25 protein-coding genes are annotated in these 25,673 nt (G+C 75.3%); 11 read left to right on the top strand and 14 right to left on the bottom strand.

Going from position 1 to position 25,673, the window contains the following annotated elements:
- Window positions 1–62: 62 nt before the first annotated feature.
- The gene (locus AC0OO9_RS24970) at window positions 63–884 is read right to left on the bottom strand and encodes a DUF1206 domain-containing protein (protein ID WP_484512780.1); all 822 of its coding nucleotides are present in this window, start codon (window positions 882–884) and stop codon (window positions 63–65) included.
- A gap of 59 nt (window positions 885–943) precedes the next feature.
- Window positions 944–1,309, bottom strand: a complete 366-nt coding sequence (locus AC0OO9_RS24965) for a hypothetical protein (RefSeq protein WP_484512779.1) — start codon at window positions 1,307–1,309, stop codon at window positions 944–946.
- Window positions 1,310–1,400: 91 nt separating this feature from the next.
- Between AC0OO9_RS24965 and AC0OO9_RS24960 the strand changes: the two genes are divergently transcribed.
- Together AC0OO9_RS24960 and AC0OO9_RS24955 are read left to right on the top strand one after the other, a co-directional pair.
- Window positions 1,401–2,627, top strand: a complete 1,227-nt coding sequence (locus AC0OO9_RS24960) for a cysteine desulfurase-like protein (protein WP_484512777.1) — start codon at window positions 1,401–1,403, stop codon at window positions 2,625–2,627.
- Entirely contained in the window at window positions 2,624–2,911 is a 288-nt protein-coding gene (locus AC0OO9_RS24955; RefSeq protein ID WP_484512775.1) for a GNAT family N-acetyltransferase, read from the top strand. Before AC0OO9_RS24960 ends, AC0OO9_RS24955 begins: the two co-directional genes overlap by 4 nt.
- Window positions 2,912–2,943: 32 nt before the next feature.
- Here AC0OO9_RS24955 and AC0OO9_RS24950 read toward each other — a convergent pair whose 3' ends face one another.
- Window positions 2,944–4,440, bottom strand: coding sequence for a glycoside hydrolase family 3 protein (locus AC0OO9_RS24950; RefSeq protein ID WP_484512774.1), 1,497 nt, complete (start codon window positions 4,438–4,440; stop codon window positions 2,944–2,946).
- Window positions 4,441–4,618: 178 nt separating this feature from the next.
- Between AC0OO9_RS24950 and AC0OO9_RS24945 the strand changes: the two genes are divergently transcribed.
- The 4 genes from AC0OO9_RS24945 (at window position 4,619) to AC0OO9_RS24930 (ending at window position 8,074) form a co-directional block, all read left to right on the top strand.
- Window positions 4,619–4,741, top strand: coding sequence for a hypothetical protein (locus AC0OO9_RS24945; RefSeq protein WP_255474757.1), 123 nt, complete (start codon window positions 4,619–4,621; stop codon window positions 4,739–4,741).
- 91 nt (window positions 4,742–4,832) lie between these two features.
- Window positions 4,833–5,783 carry a TIGR03557 family F420-dependent LLM class oxidoreductase gene (locus AC0OO9_RS24940; protein WP_484512772.1) on the top strand — a complete coding sequence of 317 codons (951 nt, stop codon included), beginning with the start codon at window positions 4,833–4,835 and terminating at the stop codon, window positions 5,781–5,783.
- 87 nt (window positions 5,784–5,870) lie between these two features.
- Window positions 5,871–7,502, top strand: a complete 1,632-nt coding sequence (locus AC0OO9_RS24935) for a RecQ family ATP-dependent DNA helicase (protein ID WP_484512770.1) — start codon at window positions 5,871–5,873, stop codon at window positions 7,500–7,502.
- A gap of 68 nt (window positions 7,503–7,570) precedes the next feature.
- Entirely contained in the window at window positions 7,571–8,074 is a 504-nt protein-coding gene (locus tag AC0OO9_RS24930; RefSeq protein WP_484512769.1) for a hypothetical protein, read from the top strand.
- Window positions 8,075–8,139: 65 nt separating this feature from the next.
- Here AC0OO9_RS24930 and AC0OO9_RS24925 read toward each other — a convergent pair whose 3' ends face one another.
- Complete coding sequence (locus tag AC0OO9_RS24925) at window positions 8,140–8,913, bottom strand: ABC transporter permease (RefSeq protein ID WP_225852357.1); 774 nt, start codon at window positions 8,911–8,913, stop codon at window positions 8,140–8,142.
- Window positions 8,906–9,871 carry an ATP-binding cassette domain-containing protein gene (locus AC0OO9_RS24920; protein ID WP_484512767.1) on the bottom strand — a complete coding sequence of 322 codons (966 nt, stop codon included), beginning with the start codon at window positions 9,869–9,871 and terminating at the stop codon, window positions 8,906–8,908. The genes AC0OO9_RS24925 and AC0OO9_RS24920 overlap by 8 nt, the downstream gene beginning before the upstream one ends.
- Before the next feature lie 101 nt (window positions 9,872–9,972).
- Between AC0OO9_RS24920 and AC0OO9_RS24915 the strand changes: the two genes are divergently transcribed.
- Both AC0OO9_RS24915 and AC0OO9_RS24910 read left to right on the top strand, forming a co-directional pair.
- Complete coding sequence (locus AC0OO9_RS24915) at window positions 9,973–10,731, top strand: TetR/AcrR family transcriptional regulator (RefSeq protein WP_484512765.1); 759 nt, start codon at window positions 9,973–9,975, stop codon at window positions 10,729–10,731.
- An 83-nt stretch (window positions 10,732–10,814) separates the two neighbouring features.
- A complete protein-coding gene (locus tag AC0OO9_RS24910; protein WP_484512764.1) occupies window positions 10,815–11,795 on the top strand; it encodes an AraC-like ligand-binding domain-containing protein in 981 nt (326 codons plus the stop codon).
- 217 nt (window positions 11,796–12,012) lie between these two features.
- Here AC0OO9_RS24910 and AC0OO9_RS24905 read toward each other — a convergent pair whose 3' ends face one another.
- From AC0OO9_RS24905 to AC0OO9_RS24870, 8 genes are read right to left on the bottom strand one after another with little or no spacing between them, the layout of a single operon-like run.
- Window positions 12,013–12,996, bottom strand: coding sequence for a DNA topoisomerase IB (locus AC0OO9_RS24905; protein WP_484512762.1), 984 nt, complete (start codon window positions 12,994–12,996; stop codon window positions 12,013–12,015).
- Window positions 12,980–13,933, bottom strand: coding sequence for a glycosyltransferase family 9 protein (locus tag AC0OO9_RS24900; protein WP_484512760.1), 954 nt, complete (start codon window positions 13,931–13,933; stop codon window positions 12,980–12,982). Before AC0OO9_RS24900 ends, AC0OO9_RS24905 begins: the two co-directional genes overlap by 17 nt.
- A complete protein-coding gene (locus tag AC0OO9_RS24895; protein ID WP_357578854.1) occupies window positions 13,930–14,631 on the bottom strand; it encodes an SDR family oxidoreductase in 702 nt (233 codons plus the stop codon). Before AC0OO9_RS24895 ends, AC0OO9_RS24900 begins: the two co-directional genes overlap by 4 nt.
- Window positions 14,628–16,187, bottom strand: a complete 1,560-nt coding sequence (locus AC0OO9_RS24890) for a PfkB family carbohydrate kinase (protein WP_484512758.1) — start codon at window positions 16,185–16,187, stop codon at window positions 14,628–14,630. The genes AC0OO9_RS24895 and AC0OO9_RS24890 overlap by 4 nt, the downstream gene beginning before the upstream one ends.
- Before the next feature lie 16 nt (window positions 16,188–16,203).
- Window positions 16,204–16,860 carry a D-sedoheptulose-7-phosphate isomerase gene (locus AC0OO9_RS24885; protein ID WP_484518037.1) on the bottom strand — a complete coding sequence of 219 codons (657 nt, stop codon included), beginning with the start codon at window positions 16,858–16,860 and terminating at the stop codon, window positions 16,204–16,206.
- Entirely contained in the window at window positions 16,857–18,071 is a 1,215-nt protein-coding gene (locus tag AC0OO9_RS24880; RefSeq protein ID WP_484512756.1) for a glycosyltransferase, read from the bottom strand. Before AC0OO9_RS24880 ends, AC0OO9_RS24885 begins: the two co-directional genes overlap by 4 nt.
- Complete coding sequence (locus tag AC0OO9_RS24875; protein WP_484512755.1) at window positions 18,056–19,033, bottom strand: glycosyltransferase; 978 nt, start codon at window positions 19,031–19,033, stop codon at window positions 18,056–18,058. Before AC0OO9_RS24875 ends, AC0OO9_RS24880 begins: the two co-directional genes overlap by 16 nt.
- Window positions 19,030–20,691, bottom strand: coding sequence for an HAD-IIIA family hydrolase (locus AC0OO9_RS24870; protein WP_484512753.1), 1,662 nt, complete (start codon window positions 20,689–20,691; stop codon window positions 19,030–19,032). The genes AC0OO9_RS24875 and AC0OO9_RS24870 overlap by 4 nt, the downstream gene beginning before the upstream one ends.
- A 285-nt stretch (window positions 20,692–20,976) precedes the next feature.
- Between AC0OO9_RS24870 and AC0OO9_RS24865 the strand changes: the two genes are divergently transcribed.
- From AC0OO9_RS24865 to AC0OO9_RS24855, 3 genes are all read left to right on the top strand, one after another.
- A complete protein-coding gene (locus AC0OO9_RS24865; RefSeq protein ID WP_484512751.1) occupies window positions 20,977–21,405 on the top strand; it encodes an SRPBCC family protein in 429 nt (142 codons plus the stop codon).
- Window positions 21,402–22,403, top strand: coding sequence for an SDR family oxidoreductase (locus AC0OO9_RS24860; RefSeq protein ID WP_484512750.1), 1,002 nt, complete (start codon window positions 21,402–21,404; stop codon window positions 22,401–22,403). The genes AC0OO9_RS24865 and AC0OO9_RS24860 overlap by 4 nt, the downstream gene beginning before the upstream one ends.
- 119 nt (window positions 22,404–22,522) lie before the next feature.
- Complete coding sequence (locus AC0OO9_RS24855) at window positions 22,523–23,290, top strand: polyprenol monophosphomannose synthase (RefSeq protein ID WP_311414284.1); 768 nt, start codon at window positions 22,523–22,525, stop codon at window positions 23,288–23,290.
- Window positions 23,291–24,051: 761 nt separating this feature from the next.
- On the opposite strand, the gene AC0OO9_RS24850 is transcribed toward AC0OO9_RS24855, so the two are convergent.
- Entirely contained in the window at window positions 24,052–25,656 is a 1,605-nt protein-coding gene (locus tag AC0OO9_RS24850) for a phytoene desaturase family protein (protein ID WP_484512748.1), read from the bottom strand.
- Window positions 25,657–25,673: the final 17 nt, after the last annotated feature.

The following is a 25,673-nucleotide window of genomic DNA, read 5'->3' as shown; positions in this document are numbered from 1 at the left end:
CGCCGGGCACGTGCTTCGGGCAAAGGCCCAATAGTGCCCGGCGACGCCGGAATCGACCAGGTTCAGACCTTGCGATACCGGGACTGCAGGAAGCAGAAGACGCCGAAGGCGGCGATACCGAGCGCCACCAGGGTGAGCAGGATCTGGCCGTACGCCTGGTCGCGCAGCGTGCGCAGTGCCGCGTCCAGACCGCGGGCCTTCTCGGGGTCGTAGTTGACGGCGGCCAGGATGATCAGCAGGCCGGAGATGCCGTACGCGACGCCCTTGGCGATGTAGCCGGCCATGCCCAGCCGGCGGGTGAGCTGGCGCGTCCTGGCGTCCATCTCGCCGGTCTTGAGGTGCTTCTCGAAGCGCTTGATCACCCCGTAGATCACCAGGCCGACGCCGATCGCGGCGAGGCCGAGCCCGGCCAGGCCGACCAGCCAGCGGCCACCTGAGGACTCCATCAGCTTGCCGGTCAGCGCCTCCTGCTGGTCGGCGCTGTTGGAACCGGCGTCCTTGAAGACCTTGAAGGCCGTCCAGGCGAAGTAGAGGTAGACGACGGTGCGTCCCGCCGAGGCGATCCGCTCCCAGACACGCTCCTTGCCGCGCTCGGCGCGGTGCCCGACGGCCGCCTCCAGCGCCTGCCAGATCGCCATGGCGAGCAGGCCGACCGCGATGGCGATGACGAGGAACTTGCCCAGCGGCTGGGCGGCGAGGGTGCGCAGCGCGCCGGACTGGTCGCCGTCGTCGCCGGCCTTGCCGAAGGCGATCTGCAACGCCAGCCAGGCGAACAGGAGGTGCACGATGCCGTAGCCGATGAAACCGACTCTGGCCAACAACTCGAGCCACCTGCTGTTCGCCGTACGGGAGGCGGTGGCTTCGGCATTCCGGGTGAGTGACATGGCGCCTCAATCACCGAATACGAAGATTTCCAAACGTCGGCCACCGCCGCCCCGACGGGTCAGTTGCCGGGATTCCTCGACACCCGGATCTTGACCTCCTGGTCGGTGACGCTGTCGAGCGTCACCGCGAAGCCGCCGACCTCGGTGGCCTGCTGGCCCGTCGTCAGCGACAGCTGCTCGCCGGCGACCTCGACGGTGACCTGGTCGCCCTGCGCGCCGATCAGCTTGGCCTCCACCCCGAAGATGGTGGTGCGGGCGTCCACGCCCCGGTCGAAGGTGACGGTGCAGGCGTCCAGGCCGCAGTCGGTGCTGGCGCCCTCGGAGCTGCAGCCGGCGAGCACGGCGACGCCGAGCGCGAGGCCGGCCAGCAGGCCGGCGGCCCGGCGGGTGGGGGTCAGCGGGAAGGCAACACGTCGGTTCGTCACCCCGCCAAGGGTACGAGACGCGGGCCACTCCGGCAGGGCGTGATCATCCGCCCAGGTGGGGCGCCGGAGGCGGGGCGTTAGGGTCCCGGGCATGCCGTTCGACATCGCCTGCACCCGGGCCGCCTACCCCGCCCTCGCCGAGGGCTTCGTCCACCTCGACGGCGCCGGGGGCACCCAGACCGCCGCCGGAGTCGTCGACGCGGTCACCGCCGCCATGCGCGCGGCGGTGGGCAACCGCAGCGCCGCCTTCGCGCCCGGCCGGCGCTCGCTGGAGATGGTGGCCGCCGCCCGCTCGGCCGTGGCCGACCTGCTCGGCGCCGAACCCGACGGAGTGGTGCTGGGACCGAGCGCCACGGCGCTGACCTACACCCTGGCCCGGACCCTGGGGGCCGGCTGGCGGCCCGGCGACGAGGTCGTGGTCTCCCGGCTCGACCACGACGCGAACGTGCGCCCCTGGGTGCAGGCCGCCGAAGCCGCCGGCGCGACGGTGCGCTGGGCCGAGTTCGACCGGGACACCGCGGAGCTGCCGGCGGCCCGCTACGCGGAACTGGTCGCCGAGCGGACCCGGCTGGTCGCGGTGACCGCGGGCAGCAACGCGACCGGCACCGTCCCGGACGTGGCGGCGATCGCCGCGACCGCGCACGCCGCCGGGGCGCTGGTCTGCGTCGACGGCGTGCACTCGGTGCCGCACGGGCCCACCGACGTCGCCGCGCTGGGCGCCGACTTCCTGGTCACCAGCGCCTACAAGTGGTCGGGGCCGCACCTGGCCGCGATGGTGGCCGCCCCGGCGACGTGGGAGCGGCTGCGTCCGGCGAAGCTGCTGCCGTCGTCCGACGCGGTGCCGGAGCGCTTCGAGTACGGCACGCCGAGCTTCCCCCTGCTGGCCGGCGTGGCCGCCGCCGTGGACCATCTGGCCGGGCTGGACCCGACGGCCACCGGGAGCCGCCGCGAGCGGCTGGTCGCCGGGCTGAGCGCCGCGCGGGCGTACGAGGAGTCGCTGCTGGACCGGCTGCTCGCCGGGTTGGCCGCGTTGCCCGGCGTAACGGTGCTCGGCTCCCCCGCCCGGCGCTGCCCGACGGTGTCCTTCCGGCTGGCCGGGCTCTCCCCGCAGCGGACCCAGGAGGAGCTGGGCGCGGCCGGCTTCTGCCTCTCCGCCGGCGACTACTACGCGTACGAGTACTTCCAGGCGATGGGGCTGCGTGACAGCGGCGGGGCGGTGCGGGCCAGCCTCTACCACTACAACACCGTCGACGAGGTGGACCGGTTGCTCGGCGAACTGGACCGGCTCGCCGGTCGCGGGGGCAGAATGGCCGGGTGAGCACCCTGGTCGAGGACAATTCCGCCAAGCACCGGTTCGAGATCCTGGTCGACGACGCGCTGGCCGGGTTCACCGCGTACCTGCCCCGCGGCGAGGTGCTGGTCTTCACCCACACCGAGGTCGACCCGAGGTTCCAGAACATGGGCGTCGGCGCGGCCCTGGTCCGGGGCACCCTCGACCAGCTCCGCGAGCGCGGCACGACGGTGGTGCCGCGCTGCCCGTTCATGGCGGCCTTCATCGGCCGCCACCCCGAGTACGCCGATCTGGTCACCCCCGAGCCGTAGCCCGGGGGTACCGGTCGGGGGTGCGGGGGCGGTCAGCGACCCGTCAGCAGCCCGACGGCGGCGTGGGCGGCGGCCCGGGTGGCGCCGTGGGTGGCGACGTGGACCGCGCCGGTGACCAGCTCGGGCACGCCCAGCTCGACCACGACCGCGTCCGGGCGGGCCGCCAGCGCGCGGCTCACCGACGCCCGCATCCAGTCGTGCCGGTGCAGGTCGCGCACCACCAGCACCACGCACCGGCCGGCCGCCCCGGCGGTCGGGTCGGCGGGCACGTCGGCCTCGGCGTAGCGGACGGTGGTGGTGCCGGCGAGCAGGTCGGCCAGCGGGGCGGCGAGCCCCCACGGGGTCTCCGGACCGATCGCGATGTTGCGCGGCGGCTCGAACTCGACCACGTGGGCGGGGCCGGTCAGCGGCAGCGCGCCGACGCCGGCGGGCGCGGTGGTGACCCGCAGCGCCCGGCGGGCGGCGGCCAGCCCGACGGCCGAGCCGGCGGCGCTCGGGCGGGACCGGGACGGCCGCTCGGCCCGGGCGGCCACCGTCCAGGCGGCGAGCTGTCCCACCCGCTTGGCCGCCTCGGCGAGGCGCTCCTCGGGCAGGTCGCCGGCCACGACCGCGGCGACGATGGCGTCCCGCAGCAGCCGGGCAGTCCCCTCGTCGGCGCGTTCCCCGCCGATGCAGATCGCGTCGGCGCCGGCGGCGAGGGCGCGCACGGCCGTGGCCGCGAAGCCGTACCGGTCGGCGACCGCCCGCATCTCCACCGCGTCGGTGACCACGACGCCGGAGAAGCCCAGCTCGTCGCGGAGCAGCCCGCCCAGGATCCGGTTGCTGAGGGTGGCGGGCAGCTCCGGGTCCAGCGCCGGCACCAGCAGGTGGCCGGTCATCACGGACTGCACCCCGGCGGCCACGGCGGCCCGGAACGGGGCCAGCTCCACGGCGTCGAGGCGGGCCCGGTCGGCGCCGATCCGGGGCAGGTCGTGGTGCGAGTCGACCTGGGTGTCGCCGTGCCCCGGGAAGTGCTTGGCGCAGGCGGCGACCCCGCCCGACTGGAGGCCGCGTACCCAGGCGGCGGTGTGCCGGGCGACGAGCGCCGGCTCGGCGCCGAAGGCGCGTACGCCGATGACGGGGTTGGCCGGGTTGGAGTTGACGTCGGCGTCGGGGGCGTAGTCGAGGGTGATGCCCAGCGCGGCGAGGTCGGCGCCCAGGTCGCGGGCCACCTCCTCGGTCAGCGCCGGGTCGTCCACCGCGCCGAGGGCGAAGTTGCCGGGCCGGGAGCTGCCCCGGGCGGACTCGATCCGGGTGACGTCGCCGGCCTCCTCGTCGATGGCGACGACGACGTCGGGGCGCTCGGCGCGCAGGGTGGCGGTGAGGGCGGCCACCTGCTCGGGGTCGACCACGTTGCGGGCGAAGAGCACCACGGAGCCGAGGCCCTCGCCGAGCCAGCGGCAGATCCAGGGTGGCGGCGTGGTGCCGACGAAGCCCGGCTGGAGGACGGCGGCGGCCAGGGCCGTCAGGCTGCCGTCGCGCCCGCTCACGCCGGCCCGCCGGTGTGGTGGCTGATGTGTCGCTCGCTCATGCGGTCGTCGTACCCCCGTCTTCTCCGCGCCCGGCGGCCCGCCACCGGCGGCGGTGCTGACATGGTCACACCGTGCGAGTAAATAGTCAATAAACCTTACAGTTGCCGTCGGGCGCGGAGCTGGGGACAGTTCGGGGATGGATCCCCTGCTGCTGGCCGACGCGACGAGCCCGGCCGACATCCCCGGCGTACGCCTGCTCGGCCTGGTCGTCGGCGGCCTGTTGCTGCTCGCCGCGATCCGCGCAATGTTCCGGCGCTGAGGCGCCGCCCGGCGCCGGCACCGCGGTTCGACGGCGGCCGGCGGGGTACCGCCTGCCTCGTTGGACCGGTACGACACGGCAAGGGGGAACGATGAGGATCGGCTACTTTCTGTCCACCGAGGAGTACACGCCGGCCGAGCTGCTGGAGCAGGCGCGCGGCGCGGAGCGGGCCGGCTTCGAGGCGCTCTGGATCTCCGACCACTACCACCCGTGGACGGACGCGCAGGGGCAGAGCCCCTTCGTCTGGTCGATGATCGGCGCGCTCAGCCAGGTCTGCCAGCTCCCGGTCACCACCGCCGTGACCTGCCCGACCGTGCGCCTCCACCCGGCCGTCCTGGCGCAGGCGGCGGCCACCAGCGCGGTCCTGCACTCCGGGCGGTTCGTGCTCGGGGTGGGCAGCGGCGAGGCGCTCAACGAGCACATCCTCGGCGACGCCTGGCCGCAGGCCGACGTCCGGCTGGAGATGCTGGAGGAGGCCGTCGAGGTGATGCGCGAGCTGTGGCGGGGCGGCTTCGTCAACCACCACGGCAAGCACTACACCGTCGAGCACGCCCGGATCTACACGCTGCCGGACGCTCCCCCGCCGGTCTACGTCTCGGGCTTCGGCCCCAAGGCCGTCGACCTCGCCGCCCGCATCGGCGACGGCTTCGTCAACACCTCGCCCGACGCCGAACTCGTCCGGCGGTTCCGGGAGAACGGCGGCGGCGACAAGCCGTGCCAGGCCGGCTTCAAGGCGGCGTACGCGCCCAGCGAGGAGGAGGGCGTGCGGATCGCGTACGAGCGGTGGCCGAACGCCGGGGTGCCCGGCGAGCTGTCCCAGGTGCTGCCGTCGCCGCGGCACTTCGAGCAGGCCGGCGAGCTGGTCCGGCCGGAGGCGATGAAGGACGCCTTCGTCTGCGGGCGGGACACCGACGCGCACCTGGCGAAGATCGACCAGTACGCCAAGGCCGGCTTCGACGAGGTCTACGTGGCCAACACCGGCCCGAACTGGCCGGGCCTGCTCGACCTCTACCAGCGCGAGGTGTTCCCCCGCGTACGCTGACCGCCGCCTCTGGTGTAAGGAAGGGCCCCTTCCTTACACCAGAGGCGCGGTTTCGGCGCTGGTCGCGTCGGGTACCTCCGGCCCTCGATGAAACTGTCCACGCACTCCACGACACTGCGCCGCGCGGCCAAGAGCCTCTTCGGCTGGACCGCACTGCGGCCCCACCAGTTGGCCGCCATGCGGGCGGTCATGAAGCGCCGTGACGCCCTGGTGGTGCTGCCCACCGGCGCCGGCAAGTCGGCGATCTACCAGATCCCGGCCAGCCTGATCCCCGGCCCGACCGTGGTGATCTCCCCGCTGCTCGCCCTCCAGCAGGACCAGATCGCGGCGCTCAACGAGCGGCAGCGGCCGGAGCTGCGTGCGGTGCGGATCAGCTCGAACGAGTCGGCCGCCCAGCAGGCGCAGGCGATCACCGAGATCCGCGAGGGGCGGGCCGAGTTCCTCTTCATCACCCCGGAGCAGCTCGCCAACCCGGACCGGATGGCCGAGGTGAAGTCGCTGAAGCCGGCGCTGGTGGCGATCGACGAGGCGCACTGCATCTCCGCCTGGGGGCACGACTTCCGCCCGGACTACCTGGCGCTGGGTCACCTCATCGACGGCATCGGCCGGCCGCCGGTGGTGGCGCTGACCGCCACGGCCTCCCCGCCCGTACGCGACGACATCATCGCCCGGCTGCGGCTGACCGAGCCCGAGGTGGTGGTCTCCGGGCTGGACCGGCCGAACCTGTTCCTCGAGGTGGCGCACTGCCCCACCGAGGACTACCGGTGGCGGCGGCTGCTCGCCCTGCTGAGCGACGACACCCGGCCCGGCATCATCTACGTACCCACCCGGCGCTCCGCCGAGGAGCTGGCGGCCCGGCTCACCGACGCCGGTTACCCGGCCCAGTACTACCACGGCGGGATGGCGGCCGGGCCGCGCGCCGAACTGCACGAGGCGTTCCTCGCCGACCAGGTGCCGATCATGGTCGCCACCTCGGCGTTCGGCATGGGCATCGACAAGCCGAACATCGCCTGGGTGGTCCACATGGCGCTGCCGGACTCGCCGGACAGCTACTTCCAGGAGATCGGGCGGGCCGGCCGTGACGGCGCCCCGGCCCGGGTGCTGCTGCTGTGGCAGGGCGAGGACGTCGGGCTGCAACGCTTCTTCAGCGGCGGCCTGCCGAACGCCGACGAGCTGCGCGACCTGTCCGCGCTGCTGCGCAAGAAGGCACGCAACAAGAAGGAGCTGCGCGAGCTCACCGGGCTCGGCCCGCGCAAGCTCGGCCAGTACCTCGCCCTGCTGGAGCAGGTCGGTGCGGCCGAGCCGAGGGCCAAGCAGCGCCTCGGTGCCCCCCGCTACTCCCCCCCGCCCGTGGACGCCGCCGCGGCGGCCCTGGCGGAGGCCGAGCGGCAGCAGACCGTGACCCGCTCGCGTACCGACATGATGCGGGCCTTCGCCGAGACCACCGCCTGCCGGGGGCAGACGCTGCTGGCCTACTTCGGTGAGCAGATGACCGAGGTCTGCGGGCACTGCGACAACTGCCACGCCGGCACCAGCACCCCCGACGACGGCGCGGTCGGGCCCTTCCCCGTGCACAGCCAGGTGCGGCACCCGGAGTGGGGGCACGGCCTGGTGCTGAGCTACGAGGAGGACCGGATGACGGTTCTCTTCGACGAGGTGGGGTACAAGACGCTGTCCGTCAGCGTGGTGTCCGAACAGGGCCTGCTGACCCTCGACTAGCCTGAGCCGGGCGCCGCTGGCCGGGGCCGTGGACGACGAGCGACATCAGTGCGGAAAGGGGCTTTGCCGTGATCGAGCAGCCGGCGTACACCGGATTCGGTTTCTCCGACGAGGAGTGGGGGCTGTTGGTCGGCCTGCCGCAGTCGGTGCTGACCGCGGCGAGCGCCGCCGAGTCCGACGGCACCCGGCGCACCATGGCCGAGAACGCGGCCGGGCTGGAGACCATCGCCACCGGCCGGGAGTCGGCCAGCCCGCTGGTCGCGGCCGTGGCCGGCGAGATCGTCACCCGGGTGGGCGACCCGGAGGCCGGCGAGGAGATGCCGGTCATCGCGCCGTCCGACCCGCGCGCCTACCTGGAGGACGTGCTGGGCCGGGCCAGGGAGGCGGCGGTGCTGCTGGCCGCCCGGACGGACGAGGGCGAGGCCGGCGCCTACAAGCACTGGCTGGTGGAGATCGCCGAGCAGGTGGTGGGCGCGGCCTCCAGCGGCGGCATCCTGGGCCTCGGCGGGGACGTGGTCAGCGACTCGGAGCGGCGCTTCCGCGACCGGCTCTCCCAGGTGCTCAACGACTGACGCGACGACGGCGGCACCGGACGAGGTCCGGTGCCGCCGTCGCGTACCCCCCAGGGTGGTGGCGGTCAGGCCACGCGGCGGCGGAACAGCACGGCGGTCAGGGGCACCGAGACGGCCAGGACGCCGAGGCACCAGGCCACCGCCAGGGCCGGGGCGGTGCCCGTCGGGGTGCCCAGCAGCAGGGCGCGCAGCGTCTCGATGACGGGCGTGACGGGCTGGTGGTCGGCGAAGCCGCGGATCCAGCCCGGCATCGTCTCCACCGGCACGAAGGCGCTGCTCGGGTACGGCAGGAACATCGCCAGGAAGGTGAAGCCGCTGGCGGCCTCCGGGGTGCGGGCCAGCAGGCCGAACGCGGCCGACAGCCAGGACACGGCGAGCAGGAAGAGCAGCAGCACCCCGAACGCGGCCAGCCAGCGCAGCGGGTCCACGGCCGGGCGGAAGCCGATGGCGACGGCGAGGGCCAGCACCAGCACGGTGGAGACGGTGTTGCGGGCGATGCTGGCGGCGACGTGCCCACCGAGGATCGCGGTGGCGCTGACGTCCATCGTGCGGAACCGCTCGATGATCCCGTTGGTCAGGTCGGTGGTCACGCTGACGGCGGTGGTCGCCGCGCCGAAGCTGGCGCAGAGCAGCAGGACGCCGGGCACGACGTAGGTGACGTAGCGGGTGCCGGTGTCGATCGCGCCTCCGAACAGGTAGACGAAGAGCAGCATCAGCAGCACCGGCAGCAGCAGCGAGGTCAGCAGCGCGTCGACGTTGCGCCGGGACAGCCGTACGCAGCGCGCCATCATGACGAGGGCCTCGCCGGCACGGGTCGGCCGCAGGGTCAGCTCAGACACCGGCCGCCTCCCGTCGGGCGGGCACCGGGTCGCCGGTGAGGGTGAGGAAGACGTCGTCCAGGGTCGCCTCGCGGACGGTGAACCGGGAGAGCCCCTGCCGGTCGGGGTCGACCTCGTCGAGCAGGTGACGGATCTCCGGCGCGCCGCCGTCGGTGGCGACCGCCAGCTCCAGCCGGGCCGGGTCGCGGTGCGTGACGCGCCCGCCGAGGCGGTGCGCCGCCTCGGCGAAGCTCCGCGCGTCACGCAGCGTCAGCTCCAGCCGGTGGGCGCCGAACCGGCGCTTGAGGTCGCCCGCGCTGCCCTCGGCGGCCAGCCGGCCCCCGTGCAGCACCGCGATCCGGTCGGCGAGCCGGTCGGCCTCCTCCAGGTACTGCGTGGTGAGCAGCACGGTCACCCCGGCACCGGCCAGCTCGGCGACCACCTCCCACAGCCCCTGCCGGCTGCGCGGGTCGAGGCCGGTGGTCGGCTCGTCGAGGAAGATCACGGACGGCTGGCCGACCAGGCTGGCCGCGAGGTCGAGCCGGCGGCGCATCCCGCCGGAGTAGGTCACCACCCGACGGCCGCCGGCGGCGACCAGGTCGAAGCGCTCCAGCAGGTCCGTGGCGCGCCGCCGGGCGGCGGCCGGGGCCAGCCCGGCCAGCCGGGCCATCATGTGCAGGTTCTCCGCGCCCGTCTGCTGGTCGTCGAGCGCCGCGTGCTGGCCGGCGAGGCTGATCGCCCGCCGGACCCGGCTCCGGTCGCGGACCACGTCGTGGCCGTCCACGCGGGCCACGCCCCCGTCGGGCGTCGTGAGCGTGGCCAGGATCCGGACGGTCGTGGTCTTGCCCGCCCCGTTCGGGCCGAGCAGGGCGTGCACGCTGCCCCGGGCGACCCGCATGTTCAGGCCGTCGAGCACCGCCACCCCGCCGTAGGACCTGCGTAGGTCGACGGTCTCCACCGCCGCGTCCGTCACTCCCATCGCCCCTCACCCTCCGTTTTCTGCGTACGTCATACGCTGTTCTGCGTGCACCATACGCAGAAGCTAGGATGGCGGTCAACGCCGCGTACCGGGAGGTGAGAGTGAGCGACGCCGACGTCGAGCTGCCGGAGAGCATCGAGCTCGCCTGGGGCCTGCGGGAACGCCCCGGCAGGGGACCCCGGCGCAGCCTCACGATGCGGCAGGTGGTGGCCGCCGGCATCCGGGTGGCCGAGGCCGACGGGCTGCCGGCGGTGTCGATGAGCCGCGTCGCCAGCGAGCTGGGCGTGGCGACCATGTCGCTCTACCGCTACGTCTCCGCCAAGAACGACCTGCTGGAGCTCATGGCCGACACCGCGTACGGGGACCCGCCCGCGCCACGCGCCCCGGACGAGGGCTGGCGGCCGGCGCTCGCCCGCTGGGCGCTGGCCAACGTGACGGCGATCCACCGCCACCCGTGGATCCGGCAGGTCCCGATCAGCGGCCCGCCGTTGGGCCCCAACCAGGTGCGCTGGATGGAGCAGGGGCTGGCCGCCCTGCACGGCACCGGCCTGCACGGCGTCGAGCGGCTCTCGACGATCATGCTGGTCAGCGGGTACGCCCGGAACTGGGCCACCCTCACCGCCGACCTCGACGAAGCCGCGGCGCGCGAACAACTCGACCCCGACGACGCCGGGATGCGGTACTGGCACCAGCTCGCCCTGCTGACCCGGCACGGCGCCTACCCGGCGATCCGGGAGCTGCTGGCGGAGGGCGCCGAAGGACAGCAGGACGGGGTGTTCGACACGGAGTGGCAGTTCGGCCTCGACCGGATCCTCGACGGCGTCGAGGTGCTGATCCGGGGCCGGACGGCCACGGCCTGACCCGGGGCCGGGAAACCCGCTGGGCGGGACGGGCACCCACGATGGACAATCGGCACCGGACCGGCGCGAGGACGGGGGCGCGGATGCTTCGGCCGACCGTCGTCGACACCGAGCAGGTGCCGGCGGCCGAACGCTTCGACATGTGGCTCGACCTCGTGGCGCGTACGGCCTCGCCGCTGCGGATCCGCACCGAGCACGCGCACGACTTCACCGCCCGGGCGGAGATCATCGAGCTCGGCCCGATCCAGGTGGTCAACTACCGGTACCCGTCGCTGGAGGGCGTCCGGACGCCGAGGCTGGGGCGCGAGTCGGCCCCGGAGATCTACACACTGGCGCTCACCGTCGACGGGGACGGCGCGGCCAGCCAGGCCGGCCGGAGCAGCGTGCTGGGGCCGGACGAGTTCATCTTCTACGACGGGTCGCGGCCGCACGGGGTGCGGCACATCGGCGACGACGGCGGCCGCGATCCGGCCCGTTCCGTCGTGGCGCTCATCCCGCACGCCGCGCTGCCGCTGTCACCGGACCGGCTGGCGCCGCTGCTCGGCGGCCGGATGTCGGGCACCGAGGGGATGGGCGCGCTGCTGGCCCAGTTCCTCCTGCAGATCGCCCACCATCCCGAGCAGTACCACGCCGCCGACGCCGCCCGCCTCGGCGCCGTCGGGCTCGACCTGGCGTCCACCATGCTCGGTCGGCACCTGGTGGCCGAGGACGTGGTGCCGACCGATGTCCGCAGGCGCGCCCTCGTCACCCAGATGCGGGCGTACATCCAGCGGCATCTCGGGGACGCGACGCTGAGCCCGCAGGTGGTGGCGGACGCGCACCACGTCTCGCTGCGTACCCTGCACCGGCTCTTCGCGGCCGAGGAGTCGACGGTCGCGTCGTACATCCGCGAGCTGCGGCTGGCGCGGTGCCGGCACGACCTCGCCGACCCGGGCCTGCGCGGCCAGCCGATCCAGGCGATCGGTGCCCGCTGGGGCTTCCCCGACAAGGCCCACTTCAGCCGGATCTTCCGCAAGGCGCACGGCGTCGGGCCGCAGGCCTGGCGGGCCGGCCAGGCGGAGTGAGCGCGGCACGGAGAGTCAACCCGGCGGCGTCCACGGTCAACCCGGTCGGGGCAGACTGACGTCGAGGTGTCCGATCCCTGCCTGCCCCGGCGCCGGCCGGGATCGGACCGCCGACGGGGGCCGTGGCGAGCCGCCCGCCGCCACGGGGGAGGCGGGCGGTCGCCCGGTGACCCGGACCGGCCCCGGCGCCCCCACCCAGGACGGCGCCGGGGCCGCCTCAGGCGTCCTCCAGCAGTTCGAGCACGATCCGCTCGGCCTTCTCGCGGGGCGTCGCGGGGTCGACCGGGGCCACCACGCCGTCGTGGAAGAGGTCGACCACGCGCGGGTCGACGTAGGACGTGCGGGCCACGGTGGCGGTGTTGCCGAGCAGCTCGGCGACGTCGCGCATCACCGCCGCGACCGCCCGCCTGCCGGCCGTCGCCGAACGCGGCGGGCCCACCGTCGCCAGTTCGGTCGCCGCGCGCACCGTGGCGTGCCAGGTGCGGAAGTCCTTCGCCGTCATCTCGCCGCCGCTGGCGTCGCGCAGGTACTCGTTGACCTCGTCGCTGCGCACGTCGCGCCAGTCCCCGCCGTCCCGGTAGCCGAACAGGCGGTCGGCCGCCCGGCGCTGGCGGCGCAGGTTGACCAGCACCCGGCACAGCTCCGGGTCCTCGATGCGACGCACCTGCTCGACGCCGCCCTTGGCGGGGAACTCGAACACCACGCAGCCACCCCGGGACCGGGCGTGCTCGGGGCGCAGGGTCGACACCCCGAACGTCGGTTCGTCGCCGGCCGCGTACTGGTCGCTGCCGACCCGGAACGTGCCCATGTCCAGCAGCCGGGTCACCGTCGCCAGCACCCGGTCGCGGTGCAGTCCCCGGCTGGACAGGTCCCGCCCGACCCGCTCGCGCAGCACCGGCAGCCGGCGGGCCACCTCCAGCACGTGGTCGAACTTCGCCTCGTCGCGCTTCACCCGCCACATCGGGTGGTAGAGGTACTGCTTGCGCCCGGCCGCGTCGATGCCGGTGGCCTGGATGTGCCCGTTCGGGTACGGACAGATCCACACGTCGCGCCAGGCGGGCGGGATCACCAGCTCACGCAGCCGGCCCAACCGGTCGGGGTCGCGGACCGGCTGCCCGGACGGGTCCAGGAAGAGCCAGCCCCGGCCGCGCCGGCGTCGCCCGTACCCCGGCCTGCCCGGATCACTACGCCGCAACCGCACGGGAGACCCGCACCGCCCGTTCCACCTCGTCCACGGCGGCCACCACCTCGTCGACCCCGATGGCCGCCAACGTCGGATGGCTTCCTGTCCCCTCCCACCTGGGCCGTCCCTGTCCACCCGCCCACAGCACCCGGTGCCGGCGCCGGCCCGGCGGCGGCCCCCAGCGGGCCGGGGAGACCGGGCCGAAGAGCACCACCGACGGCGTGCGGTAGCCGGTCGCCAGGTGCGCCACGCCCGTGTCCCCGCTGACCACCAGCCGGGCGTACGCCACCAGCGCGGCCAGCCGGCCCAGGTCCGTCCGGCCGGCGAGCACCGCGTCGGCGGGCAGCCCCGCGGCGTCCGCGATCCGCTGCGCGGTGGCCCGCTCGTCGGGGCTGCCGGTGAGCACCACCCGGTGCCCCCGGGCGGCCAGTTCCCGGGCCAGCGCGGCGAAGCGTCCGGGCGGCCAGCGCTTCGCCGGGATCTTGGAGCCCGGGTGCAGCACGGTCACGCCGGTCGGGGCGCCGCCGGAGGCCGGGCGCCGCAGGTCCAGGTCGGTGCGGTCGGCGGGGATGCCGTACCAGTCGAGGAGCCGGCACCAGCGGTCGACCTCGTGTTCGTCGTCGCGCCATCCGGGGCCGTCGTGGTGGCCGGCCTCCGGGCTGGCGTAGGCGAGCAGCCGACCGGGACGGGTGCCGGCGAGCATCCGGTGCGACTCGGGGCCCCGGCCGTGCAGGTTCACGGCGACGCGCGGCGTCCCCAGGGCCGGGTCGGGGCGACCGAGCCCGTCCGTGGCCACCAGCCGGTCGACGCCGCCGACCAGGTCGACAAGCGGCGCCAGCCAGCCGGGTGCCGCGAGGACGAGGTCCCGGCCGGGGTGGGCGGCACGCAGGGCGCGCAGGGCCGGGACGGCGGTGGCGAGGTCGCCGACGCCGAGGGCGCGCAGGGCGAGGATCACGGGTAGGAGGTTTCCTGGTCGGCGCAGACGACCATCTCGCGGACGGCGCAGCCGGCGGGTTGGGACAGCGCGAACATGACGGCGGCGGCGGTGTCTGCGGGGTCGTTCAGGACGGCGTCGGGACCGGGCTTGTACGCGGCGTCGCGCTCGTCGAAGAAGGCCGTGCGCATGCCGCCGGGGATGAGCAGCGTGACGCCGACCCTGCCGGCGAGTTCGGCGGCGAGGGCCCGGGTGAAGCCGACGACCCCGAACTTCGCGGCGCAGTACGCGGTCGCGTCGGCCACGGCCTTCACCCCGAGCGTGGAGGCGACGGTGACGACGCTCCCCCGGGAGGTCTCCAGGAAGGGCAGGGCGGCCCGTACGACGGCCGCCGTGGCGAGCAGGTCCACGGCCACGATCCGCTCCCAGGTCTCGCCGGGGGTGTCCGCCAGCTTCCCGGGCACGTCCATCCCCGCCGCGGTGACCACCGCGTCCAGCCCGCCCGAGCGCTCGGCGAGCTGCCGGGTGGCGGCCTCCGCGGCGCGGGTGTCGGCCAGGTCGCACTCCACCCACGGCACCCCGTCGGCGGGCGCCTGCCGGTCCAGCACCAGGGGACGTCCGCCGGCCCGGGCCACGGCCGCGACCACGGCGGCGCCCAGGCCGCTCGATCCGCCCGTGACGAGCACGGTGCGCCCCGCGCCGGGCGCCCCGGCGCTCATCGGGTGCCCTCCGTCGTCGTCGGTCCCGCGAGGCCGGCCCGCGCCCGTCCGGGCTCGCCGCCGGGTCTCGCCGACGCGCCACCGGGAGCGGGACCGGCCGGCGGCACGGTGTCGGTGAGCGGCGGTCCGTCGAGCGGCCCGGCGGTGCCGGTGGAGCGGGCGGCGGCGATCAGCCCGGTCGTGGAGCGGCCGTCCAGGTACGGCACCACCACGGCGTTGCCGCCCCAGCGACGCAGCACCTCCGCCTCGGGCAGGGCGGGCTCGCCGCCGTCACCGGCGTAGTCGCCACCCTTCACCCAGACGTCCGGCCGCAGCCACGACAGCGCCGCGTGCGGGGTGGCCTCGTCGAAGATCATGACCGCGTCGACGCAGCTCAGCGCCGCGAGCAGCCGGGCCCGGTCGCCCTGCGGGATCACCGGCCGGTCCGGGCCCTTCAGCCCCGACACGCTCGCGTCGGAGTTGAGGCAGACCACCAGGCAGTCGCCGAGCTGCCGGGCGGCCTGCAACGTCGCCACGTGCCCGGCGTGCAGCAGGTCGAAGCAGCCGCCGGTGGCCACCACCGTCCCGCCGGACGCGCGTACCGCCGACACCACGCCGGCGGCCGCGGCCACGCCGACGCGCTCGCCGCCGGGGCCGGAGACCGCCGGCGGCAGCGGACGCACCGCCCGCGGCAGCGCCGTCGCCACTCCCCCGCCGGCCACGTACGCCGACGCCTCCGCGACCGCCTCCTGCACCGCCTCGGAGACCAGCGCCCCCCGCGCCAGGGCGAGGCTGGCGGTGGCCGCGAACCGGTCACCGGCCCCGCAGGTGTCCCCCTCGGCGACGGCCGGGGCGGGCACCACCATCGGCGTCGCGCCGGCGTGGCAGAGCAGCGCCCCGTCCCCGCCCAGGGTCACCGCGACCGCGCCGGCGCGCCAGCGCTGGCGCAGCCCCTGGGCGCCCCGCGCCGCCGTCGCCAGCCGGGTCGCCCCCGGCGTGACCGTGACCAGCTCACGCACCTCGGACTCGTTGGGGGTCACCAGGTGCACCCCCGCGACCGCCTCCGGTCCCCGTGGGTGCGGGTCCCAGACCACGGGGGCCCGGGTGGCGGCGAGGGCGGCACGCAGCGCGGGCTGCCGGGCGACGCCCCGGCCGTAGTCGCTGACCAGCACGGCGGAGGCCCGGGCGATCACCCGCAGCACCGCCTCGGACGGCTCGCCGGGCGTACCGGCCGCGCCGCCCCGGTCGTGGCGCAGCAGCACCCGGCCCCGGGCGCGCAGCCGGACCTTCTCCGGCGTCCCGCCGCGCAGCCCGAGGGGATACACCTGCACGCCGGCGTCGGTGAGCAACGAGGCGAGGCGGGCACCCCCCGCGTCGTCCGCCAACGCGGTCACCAGCACCACGTCGGCGCCCTGCGCGGCGGCGAAGACGGCGGCCAGCCCGGCGCCGCCGGGCCGGTCGACGTGCGCGGTCTCGTCCAGCACCGGCACGGGCGAGTCCGGGCAGAGCCGGTTCACCACCCCCTCGACGTCCCGGTCCAGCAGGGTGTCACCGACCACCACGACGGGTCCCCTCACGCTGCTTCCCTCCTCGTCACGCCTGGACCTGCTGACCTGCACCGCCGTCGAGCACCACCTCGACCCCCGTCCGTACGGGCGCCCCGGGCGCGGCGGGCGCCACCGGCAGCGCCCGCTCGACGTACTCGCAGAGGAGGTGGCTGGTCACGAGGTGAAGTTCCTGCACGACCTGGCTGTCGCCCGAGCCGACGGCGAGCACCTCGTGGCACAGCTCCGCCAGGGGGTTGGGGGCGGGACCGGTCAGGGCCCAGCAGGTGAGCCCGCTGTCGCGGCCGGCCCGGGCGGCGGCGAGCAGGTTGGCGCTGGTGCCGCTGGTCGACAGCAGCAGCAGGACGTCGCCGGCGCGGCCGTGGGCGCGTACCTGGCGGGCGAAGACCTCGTCGTAGCCGTAGTCGTTGCCGATGGCGGTCATCGCGGAGGTCTCCGCGTGCAACGCGATGGCGGACAGGGGCTGGCGGTCGTCGCGGAGCTTCCCGACGAGTTCGGCGGTGAGGTGCTGGGCCTCGGCGGCGCTGCCGCCGTTGCCGGCCACCAGCAGCCGGCCGCCGTCGACCAGCCGACGCGCGAGGGCCTGCCCCCACCGGGCCAGCAGCGTCTCGTGCCGCCGGAAGGGCACCAGCGCCGCCGCCAGGTTCGTCAGGTGCGCGTCCAGCGGTGTGGGTGCCGCCATCAGGCCACCACCCGGGCCGGCCGGTGGACCGCCACGTCGCCGTAGACCTCCACCAGCCGCTCCGCCGTGGCCGCCCAGGAGTACCGCCGCCGGGCCCGTTCCCGCGCCGCCGTCGCGTACGCGAAGCGGCGGATCCGGTCGTCGAGCAGCCCCTGGATCGCGGCGCCCAGCGCACGCGGGTCCCGGGCCGGCACCAGGTCGCCGGTGACGCCCTCGACCACGGTGTCCTTGATGCCGCCGACGGCGGTGCCCACCACGGGCACGCCGCACGCCATCGCCTCCAGCGGGGTGAGCCCGAACGGCTCGTACCAGGGGGCGGCCACCAGGACGTCCGCGGAGCGGTACCAGCGGCCCATCTCCTCGCGGGGCACCGCGCCGACCAGTCGCACCCGGTCGGCGACCCCGCAGCTGACCGCGAGGGCGCGCAGCCGGCGGGCGTACGGGTCGGTCTCCAGCAGACCGGCGGGCGGGCCGCCGACGACCACGCACTCGGCCTCGGGCACGTGCGCCATCGCCCGCACCACGGTCTGGAAGCCCTTGCGCTCGACCAGCCGGCCGACGGTCAGGATCCGCGGCCGGCCGTCCTCCCGCTCGGCGATCGGCCCCAGCGGGGCGAACGTGCCCAGGTTGACGCCGGACGGCACGACCGTCATCCGGGAGCGGGGCACGCCCATCCGGACCAGCTCGCCGACCTCGTCGCGGCACTGGGCGATGACCCGGTCGACGGCCCGGCCCAGCTCCCGCTCGTAGCCGATCCGGCGGGCCGGGCTGGTGTCCTGCACGCCCTGGTGACGCCGCTTGACCACCCCCAGGGCGTGGTACGTCTGCACGACCGGAACGCCGGTCTGCCGGCTGGCGGCCAGCGCGGCGAGGCCGCTCATCCAGAAGTGCGCGTGGATCACCTCGGGCATCCAGTCGCCGCCCCGCCACCGGTCGACCAGCCAGCGGCTGAACTCCCGCATGTGCGGCAGCAGGGCGTCCTTGGCGACCGGCTCGGCCGGCCCCGCCGGGACGTGCACCACGTCGTAGCCGTCGGCACTGCGTACGGTCACCGGCAGGTCCACGGCGTCGCGGCGGGTGTATACCCGCACGTCGTGTCCGGCGGCCGCGAGGGCGGCGGAGAGCTCGGCGACATGCGTGTTCTGACCGCCGGCGTCCTCGCCGCCCAGGATGGCGAGCGGGCTGGCGTGCTCCGAGATCATCGCGATGCGCATACTTCCTCCTCCAGCAGCCGGTCCCAGTCGGCGAGGAAACGGTCGAGGCCGTAGCGGTCCCGGGCGGCGACGCGGGCCCGCTCCCCCGCCCGGCGTGCCTCCGCCGGCTCGTCGACGAGCCGGCGGGCGGCGTCGAGCAGGGTGTCGAGCCGGGTGGACAGCGCGCCCGCCCCCGGTGGCACCGCCATCGCCGCCTCCGTGGCGGCCAGCGCGACCACCGGCATCCCGATGGACATCGCCTCGATCAGGCTCAGCCCCAGCGAGGTCCACCGGCACAGGTGCAGGTACGCCCGCCGCCGCCCCAACTCGGCGTGCATCCGGTGCTGGGGCAGGTCGTCGTGGCTGGTGAGCCGGTCGGCGGGCAGGCCCAGGTGCTCGGCCAGCCCCGCCACCTTCATGCCGAAGACGTCCAGCGGGGCGATCTCGGCGAAGCGGGGCAGCAGGTCGGTGCCGGTGACCCGCCCCCGGCGTACCGGTTCGTTGATCACCACCGCGAGCCGGTCGAGCTCGCCCGTGTACCGCACGGCGGGAGGGACGATGCCGTGGTCGACCACGGTGGTGCGGGTGGTCCCGGTGTCCCAGAACAGCTCGTTGAACCCGGTGACGTGGGCGACGAGCAGGTCGTCGCGGTCGGCCATGGGGTGCCGGCTGTTGGGCACGTCGCCGTCCTTGGGCGTGTTGTGCTCGACGTAGACGGCGGGTACGTCGCGGCCGGGCCGCCGGCCGAGCCACCGCTCCGCGAGGTCGATCTCCTCGGGGCGTTGCAGGACGACCAGGTCGACGTCGGCGGTGCGCAGCTGCTCGGGGGTCACCTCGACGGCCGTGTCGGGCCACGGGTAGGTGCGGGCGCGGCCGAGGCCGTAGGGGCCCCGGTCCGGGGTGACGGGCACCAGGTACCGGTGCTTGCCGTGCACGAACGACGTGGTCCAGGAGCCGTGCACGTGCCACAGGAGCAGGTTCATCGGCCGCTCCCGCCGATGGTGGCCAGCGTCGGCCCGCCGGCGGACGGGCTGCCGGTGGTCGGTGCCGGCCGGGCCGACGGGGTCACCCCGAGCAGCCGCAGCGCGTCGACGACCTCCTCGGGGTCGACGTTGCTCAGGCAGGGGTGTCCGGGCACCGGGCAGCGCGCCGCCCGGGTGTCGCGGCAGGCGGCCTCCGCGTCGCCGAGTCGCACGGTGGGCACCCGCCACGGCCCCCACTGCCCGAACGGCACCGTGGGGGCGAACAGGCTGACCACCGGCACCCCGTGGGCGGCGGCGAGGTGGGCGGGGCCGGTGTTGCCGACCACGACCGCGTCGGCGCCGGCGACCGTCGCGGCCAGCCCGGCGAGGCCGGTCCGCCCGCCCAGGTCGATGGCGACGTCGCCGGCCACCCGCGCGGTCAGTTCCTGCTCGTCGGCGCCGCCGGTGACCACCACCCGGTGGCCGGCGGCCGTCAGGGCGCGGGCGATCCGCGCGGCCAGCTCCGGCGGGCAGCCCCGGGCCTGCGCCGCCGAGCCGGGGTGCAGCACCACGTAGCCGGGCGCGCCGACCTCCGGCGGCGGCGCCTGCGCCGGACGCAGGCGCAGGGCGGGTCCGTCGTGGTCGGCGAGGGCGAAGCCGGCGGCGGCGGCGAGGGAGAGCGCGCGTTCCGGTTCGGGTACGCCGACCGGCACGCGGTGCCGTACGTCGAGCAGGCTGCCCGGGTAGTCGTCGCTGATGGCGCTCACGCGCCCGACCCCGGCCAGGCGCAGAAGCAGGGCCAGGGGCAGGGGCGACTGGTGGAAGCTGGTGAAGACGACCGCCTCGTCGGCGTGCACGGCGGTGAGCCGGTCGGCGAGCCGACGCATGTCGGCGGGGTCGACGGGGTCGGGCGCGGGGTCGATCCAGGGCAGCCGGTGTTCGACGATCTCGTCGACGCCGGGCAGGAGGTCCGCCGCGGCGCGTCCCCGGGGCCCGCACAGCAACACCACCCGCTCGGCGTGGGCGGCGACGGCGCGGATGGCGGGCCCGGTCACCAGCACGTCCCCGGCCGAGTCGGCGCGTACCACCAGCACCGTCCCCGCCCGTCGCCCGCCGGCGCCCCGCGCGGCGTCGGTGCCGCTGTCGGCCTGCCGGTGGGTGGCCGGGTCGAGCGCCGCCTGGCGGCGCAGGACCTCCGCCACCGCCGCCGGGAGATCGGGGGCCACCTGCGGGGCGGCGGCCACCTCCTGCGGGCGGGTCACCGGCGTGGGCACCAGGATCCCCGACGCGCCCGCGGCCGACGCCGCGATCATGTCCCGGCCGATGTCCCCCACCAGCACGCACCGCGCCGGCACGGTGCCCAGCTCCCGCGCTGCGGCGTGCACCAGCCCCGGCGCCGGCTTGCGGCACCCGCATCCGTCGCCGTCGTCGTGCGGACACACCAGCCAGGCGTCGAACGGCCCCAGCAACCGCTCGACCCGGGCGTGCACCGCCCGCATCTGCGCCTCGGTGAACAATCCACGGGCCAGGCCGGACTGGTTCGTCACCACCGCCAGCCGCAGGCCCGCCGCCCGCAACCGGTCCAGGGCGGCCCGCGCTCCCGGCAGCGGCCGTACCTTCTCGGGGTCGCCGTTGTACGGCACGTCCTCGATCAGCGTGCCGTCGCGGTCGAGCAGCACCGCGTCGAACAGGACGGGCCCGGACCCCGCCGCGCCAGCACCGGCAAAAACCCGGGCTGACCTGCACTGATCCGGCTCCACCTGGTCCTGTCGCACAGCCGGCGGGTTCCCGGCGCCCCGGGGAGTAAACGTCGTCCCGGACGCGCCCGCCGCGTCGTACGCCGGCGGCGCCGACACGCCGGCTCGCAGGTGCCGTTACCCGTCGCCCGGGAGAAGCTAACCCGTCGGCACCGTTAGCCCCGGCCGCACCCGGGGTATGGGAGCGCAGTGGCGATTGTGGAAAAAGTGATCAAAGCTTCCCCGCAGCAGGTCTGGGCGGTGCTGGCGGACGGGTGGACGTACAGCGACTGGGTCGTGGGCACGGTGCACGTGCGCGACGTGGACGACGCCTGGCCCCGGGTGGGCAGCCAGCTGCACCACAAGGCCGGGCCGTGGCCGTTCTCCCTGCACGACGTCTCCACGGTGCTGACCTGTGACCCGACGCGCCGGTTGGTGATCCGCGCCGGCCTCTGGCCGGCCGGGGAGGCCATCGTCGTGTTCACCCTCGAAGCGGTCGGCTCGGACGCCACCCGGGTACGCATCGGCGAGGACTTCGCCGCCGGTCCGCTGCACTGGATTCGCAACAAGATCAACGACCTGGTGCTGCACCAGCGCAACAAGGAGACCCTGACCCGGCTGGCCGACATCGCCATGCGGCAGAAGGCGGACGCATGACGCAGACCGTGGTGGTCACCGGGGCGAGCGCCGGCGTGGGACGGGCGGTCGCCCGCCGGTACGCCGAGCGCGGCGCCCGGCTCGCGCTGCTCGCCCGCGGCGAGGCCGGGCTGGCGGCCGCCGAGCGCGACTGCCGGGAGCTGGGCGCCTCGGAGGTGCGCACCTACCGGGTGGACGTGGCCGACGCCGAAGCGGTGCAGCAGGCCGCCGACGACGTGGTGCACCGGTTCGGCGGCATCGACGTGTGGGTGAACAACGCGATGGTCTCGGTCTTCGCCCCGGCCTGGGAGATCCCGGCCACCGAGTTCCGGCGGGTCACCGAGGTCAACTACCTCGGCACCGTACACGGCACCCTCGCGGCGCTGCGGCACATGCGGGCACGTGGGCGGGGCGCGGTCGTGCAGGTCGGCTCCGCGCTGGCCTACCGCGGGATCCCGTTGCAGTCGGCGTACTGCGCGAGCAAGCACGCCGTCCAGGGCTTCAACGACTCGCTGCGGGCGGAACTGCTGCACGACTGCCCGGGCGTGAAGCTGTCGATGGTGCAACTGCCGGCGATCAACACCCCGCAGTTCTCCTGGGTACGCACCCGGCTGCCCCGGCACCCCCAGCCCGTACCGCCGATCTTCGCACCCGAGGTGGCCGCGAAGGCGATCGTCTGGGCGGCCGACCACGGGCCGCGCGAGCTGAACGTGGGTGGCCCGACCTGGCGCGCCCGGCTCGGCGACGTCCTCGCCCCCGGCCTGCTCGACCGGAAGCTGGCCCGCGACGGCTACGACAGCCAGCAGACCGAGACCCCGATCGACCCGGCCGCCTGGCGGGACAACCTGGACCGTCCCGGGGACGACGAACGGGACCGGGGCGCGGCGGGCGTGTTCACCGATCGGGCCCGGGGCCGCTCGGCCGCCCTGTGGATCGGTACGCACAAGCCGGCCGTCTCCGGCGCTGCCCTGGCGGGCCTGGCGGTGGCCCTCACCGCGCTGGCCCGCCGCCTCCGCTGACCCCGCTACGGGCCCCCGTCGGGGCGGAAGACGGGGCGGTAGGGGTGGCCTTTTCGACCCGGATGTGGCAACTGGCTACGCTCTGAGGGAGCCCTGTCCGCCGACCGAGGATGTCCGACATGATCGAACCCGTGCAGTTGCCCGTGCCGTGGCGGGACGCACGCCTGACCGTCGTGGTTCCCACCTACAACGAGGCGGGCAACCTCCCGGTGCTGGTCGAGCGGCTGCTGGCCCTGCCGCTGCCGGGCCTGAAGATCCTGGTCGCCGACGACAACTCGCCGGACGGAACGGGTGAGGTGGCGGACAAGCTGGCCATCGAGCACCCCGACCGGGTCGAGGTCGTGCACCGGGCCGGCAAGGAGGGCCTCGGCCGGGCCTACGTGGACGGCATCGGGCGCGCCCTCGAGGGCGGCGCGGAGTACGTGGCGCAGATGGACGCCGACCTGTCGCACCCGCCGGAGGCGCTGCCGGGCATGCTCGGCGCGCTGCTCTCCACCCAGGCCGGCGTCGTGATCGGCTCCCGGTACGTGCCGGGCGGCGAGCTGGACGAGAACTGGCCGCTCTACCGGCGGGCGCTCAGCGGTTGGGCCAACCTCTACGTGCACACGCTGCTGCGGGTCCGGATCCGCGACCTCACCGCCGGCTTCAAGATCTGGCGGGCGGACGCGCTGCGCGACATCGGCCTGGAGCGGGTGCAGTCCAACGGCTACAGCTTCCAGGTGGAGATGCACTACCTGGCCACGAAGCTGGGGCACACCATCCTGGAGGTGCCGATCCGCTTCGAGGAGCGGCGCGACGGCGCGTCCAAGATGACCACCGCGACCAAGATCGAGAGCGCGCTGATGCCGTTCAAGCTGCGCAGCAAGCACCGCAACATCGAGCGCTGACCCGACCGATCCCCGCCACGCACCCGCCCTGCCACCCTGCCACGCCACGCCACGTCCTGCCCTGGTCCCGGGTCCCGTTCAGCGGGCCGGGCCGGGCCCGGGGCGGCAGGCGAACCGGCTCGGCGGTGGCGGCGCCTTCCTCGGCCCGAACGGCTCGGCGAGCTGCTGGTCAGGCACTTCGTCGACCGGTGGGCGACCGACGGGACGGCGGAGGACGAGGACGGGTGGAGCAAGGGCGAAGGCGAGCGGTAGCGGCGGCGAGCGGCGGACGGGCGGAGCGGCGGACAGGCGACCTTGAGTCCGGCCGTCCGCCGCACGGAACGTCCGGCACCGGCACCGCGACTGCGGAGCGTAACCCTCACCATCCGTGACCATCGACGCCGCCTTGGGATCACCGCTCTCCGCCCTTTGCTCTGCAGCCACGGACGCACCACGTCGCTGACCTGGGGCTGGCTCGCCGCCGGTGCGGCGGACTCGCCCGCACATCGTTACCCTCAGCAACCGTTGCATATATGGATGCAGAGCAAAGGGTGCGGCGAGCGACCCGCGCGGCCAGCGCTCCCCTTACTGTCGGTCAACAACTTCGCCCACAATCCGCCGGCGGGCACGCGCCCGTCCGGGCGCCCTGCTGGCCCGGCTCCGCGAAGAGTCGGCCTGTTCATGCGGGCCGCAGTGCACATCGTCCCGCGCACGGCGCACAACGCCCCCGCGCACGGCGCACGGCGCACGGCGCGAGCTTGTGGCCTTCGCCGTGCTGGCGGTCAGCGGTAGATCGCGCGGTGCGCGGCGTCGATCCCGGCCGCGTACAGCGGGCCGGTGAGGGCGCGGTCGCGGGCCAGGGCGGCGCGGGCCGCGTTCGCGCCGGGTGCGCCGTGCACGCCGCCGCCCGGGTGCGCCGACGCGCTGGCCAGGAAGAGCCGGTCCACCGGGGTGTCCGCGCGGCCCAGGCCGGGGATCGGGCGCAGGAACAGCTGCTGGTACGCGGCGGCGGTGCCACCGCCGAGCGCGCCGCCGACCAGGCTCGGGTCGCCCGCCTCCAGGTCGGCAGGGCCGGCCACGTGCCGCCCCACGATCAGGCTGCGGAAGCCCGGCGCGGCCTCCTCCAGCACCTGCTCCATCCGCTCGACGTGTGCGGCGATCTCCTCGGCCCGCCACCTCTGGCGGAACGGCAGGTGGGTGTACGACCAGAGCGACTCCGTGCCCGGCGGCGAGTGGCTCGGGTCGGCCACCGACATCTGTCCCAGCAGCAGAAACGGGTCGCGCGGGATCTCCTTGCGGGCCAACGCGGCGGCGTAGCTGGTGAGGCCGTCCAGGTCCGCCCCCAGGTGCACGGTGCCGGCGGTGGCGACCGCCCGGTTGGTCCACGGCACGGGGGCGGAGAGCGCCCAGTCCACCTTGAGCGTCGAGCCGTCCCAGCGGAAGTGCGCCAGGTCCTCGACCAGCCGGGGCGGCAGCGCCGCCGCGCCGACCAGGTCCAGGTAGAGGGCGGGCGCGGGGACGTCGGCGAGCACCGCGCGGCGGGCCCGCCAGAGGGCGCCGCCGGTGGTACGCACGCCCATCGCCCGGCCACGGGCGGTCAGCACCCGGTCGACGTGTGCGCCGTAGAGGATCCGGCCACCGCGCTCGGTCAGTCGGGCCACCAGCGCGTCGGTGATCTTCTGGGCGCCGCCGTCGGGCACCGGCCAGCCGACCTGCTGGCCGAGCATGGCGAGCAGCCAGCCGTACACGCCGGAACCGGCCTCCTCGGGCGACAGGTCGGTGTGCAGGGCGCAGCCGGCCAGCAGCACCGGGCCGCCCTCGCCCTCGAAGAGCTCGTCGCCGAGCTTGCGCACCGGCACCACGAGCCGCCGGGCCAGCCGCAGCGCCCCCGACACGCGCAGGCGGCGCAGCAGGGTCAGGCCCCCGCGCACCGGCGGGAACGGCCTGGTGATGCTCTCCAGCATCGGCTCGGCCACCTGGCGCCAGTCGTCGTACGCGTGCAGCCAGCGCTTGCCGTCGCCCGGGGCGAACGCCTCCAGCGAGGCCGCGGTGGCCTCCGGGTCGCGGTTGAGCACCGCCGCCCGGCCGTCGGGCAGCAGGTGGGCCAGCACGTCCGGGGAGTGCCGCCAGCGCAGCCCGTACCGGTCGAGCCCCAGCCCGCGCAGCACGGGCGAGGCGTAGCCGAGGGGGTAGAAGGAGCTGTAGAGGTCGCTCAGGTAGCCGGGGGCCGTCACCTCGGCGGAACGCACCGCCCCGCCCGGGGTCTCCGTGGCCTCCAGCACCAGCACGTCCCAGCCGGCGTCGGCGAGCAGATTGGCGGCGACCAGGCCGTTGTGGCCTGCTCCCACGATGACGGCGTCCGCGCTCTCCGCGCCGGGCGAACTCATCCGATCCGCCTACCCGG

This window comes from Micromonospora sp. USAFONa4 (assembly GCF_057197825.1).
The sequence above is the reverse complement of the archived record's forward strand: the minus strand, read 5'-3'. Positions and strand labels throughout refer to the sequence as shown.

What these genes read in the sequence shown, in the direction of transcription:
- AC0OO9_RS24960 (WP_484512777.1), top strand. Translation starts at nt 1,401, where the DNA reads ATGCCGTTCGACATCGCCTGCACCCGGGCCGCCTACCCCGCCCTCGCC.
- AC0OO9_RS24970 (WP_484512780.1), bottom strand. Translation starts at nt 884, where the DNA reads ATGTCACTCACCCGGAATGCCGAAGCCACCGCCTCCCGTACGGCGAAC.
- AC0OO9_RS24920 (WP_484512767.1), bottom strand. Translation starts at nt 9,871, where the DNA reads ATGGGAGTGACGGACGCGGCGGTGGAGACCGTCGACCTACGCAGGTCC.
- AC0OO9_RS24910 (WP_484512764.1), top strand. Translation starts at nt 10,815, where the DNA reads ATGCTTCGGCCGACCGTCGTCGACACCGAGCAGGTGCCGGCGGCCGAA.
- AC0OO9_RS24945 (WP_255474757.1), top strand. Translation starts at nt 4,619, where the DNA reads ATGGATCCCCTGCTGCTGGCCGACGCGACGAGCCCGGCCGACATCCCC.
- AC0OO9_RS24880 (WP_484512756.1), bottom strand. Translation starts at nt 18,071, where the DNA reads ATGCGCATCGCGATGATCTCGGAGCACGCCAGCCCGCTCGCCATCCTG.
- AC0OO9_RS24875 (WP_484512755.1), bottom strand. Translation starts at nt 19,033, where the DNA reads ATGAACCTGCTCCTGTGGCACGTGCACGGCTCCTGGACCACGTCGTTC.
- AC0OO9_RS24860 (WP_484512750.1), top strand. Translation starts at nt 21,402, where the DNA reads ATGACGCAGACCGTGGTGGTCACCGGGGCGAGCGCCGGCGTGGGACGG.
- AC0OO9_RS24850 (WP_484512748.1), bottom strand. Translation starts at nt 25,656, where the DNA reads ATGAGTTCGCCCGGCGCGGAGAGCGCGGACGCCGTCATCGTGGGAGCA.
- AC0OO9_RS24935 (WP_484512770.1), top strand. Translation starts at nt 5,871, where the DNA reads ATGAAACTGTCCACGCACTCCACGACACTGCGCCGCGCGGCCAAGAGC.
- AC0OO9_RS24895 (WP_357578854.1), bottom strand. Translation starts at nt 14,631, where the DNA reads ATGAGCGCCGGGGCGCCCGGCGCGGGGCGCACCGTGCTCGTCACGGGC.
- AC0OO9_RS24940 (WP_484512772.1), top strand. Translation starts at nt 4,833, where the DNA reads ATGAGGATCGGCTACTTTCTGTCCACCGAGGAGTACACGCCGGCCGAG.
- AC0OO9_RS24855 (WP_311414284.1), top strand. Translation starts at nt 22,523, where the DNA reads ATGATCGAACCCGTGCAGTTGCCCGTGCCGTGGCGGGACGCACGCCTG.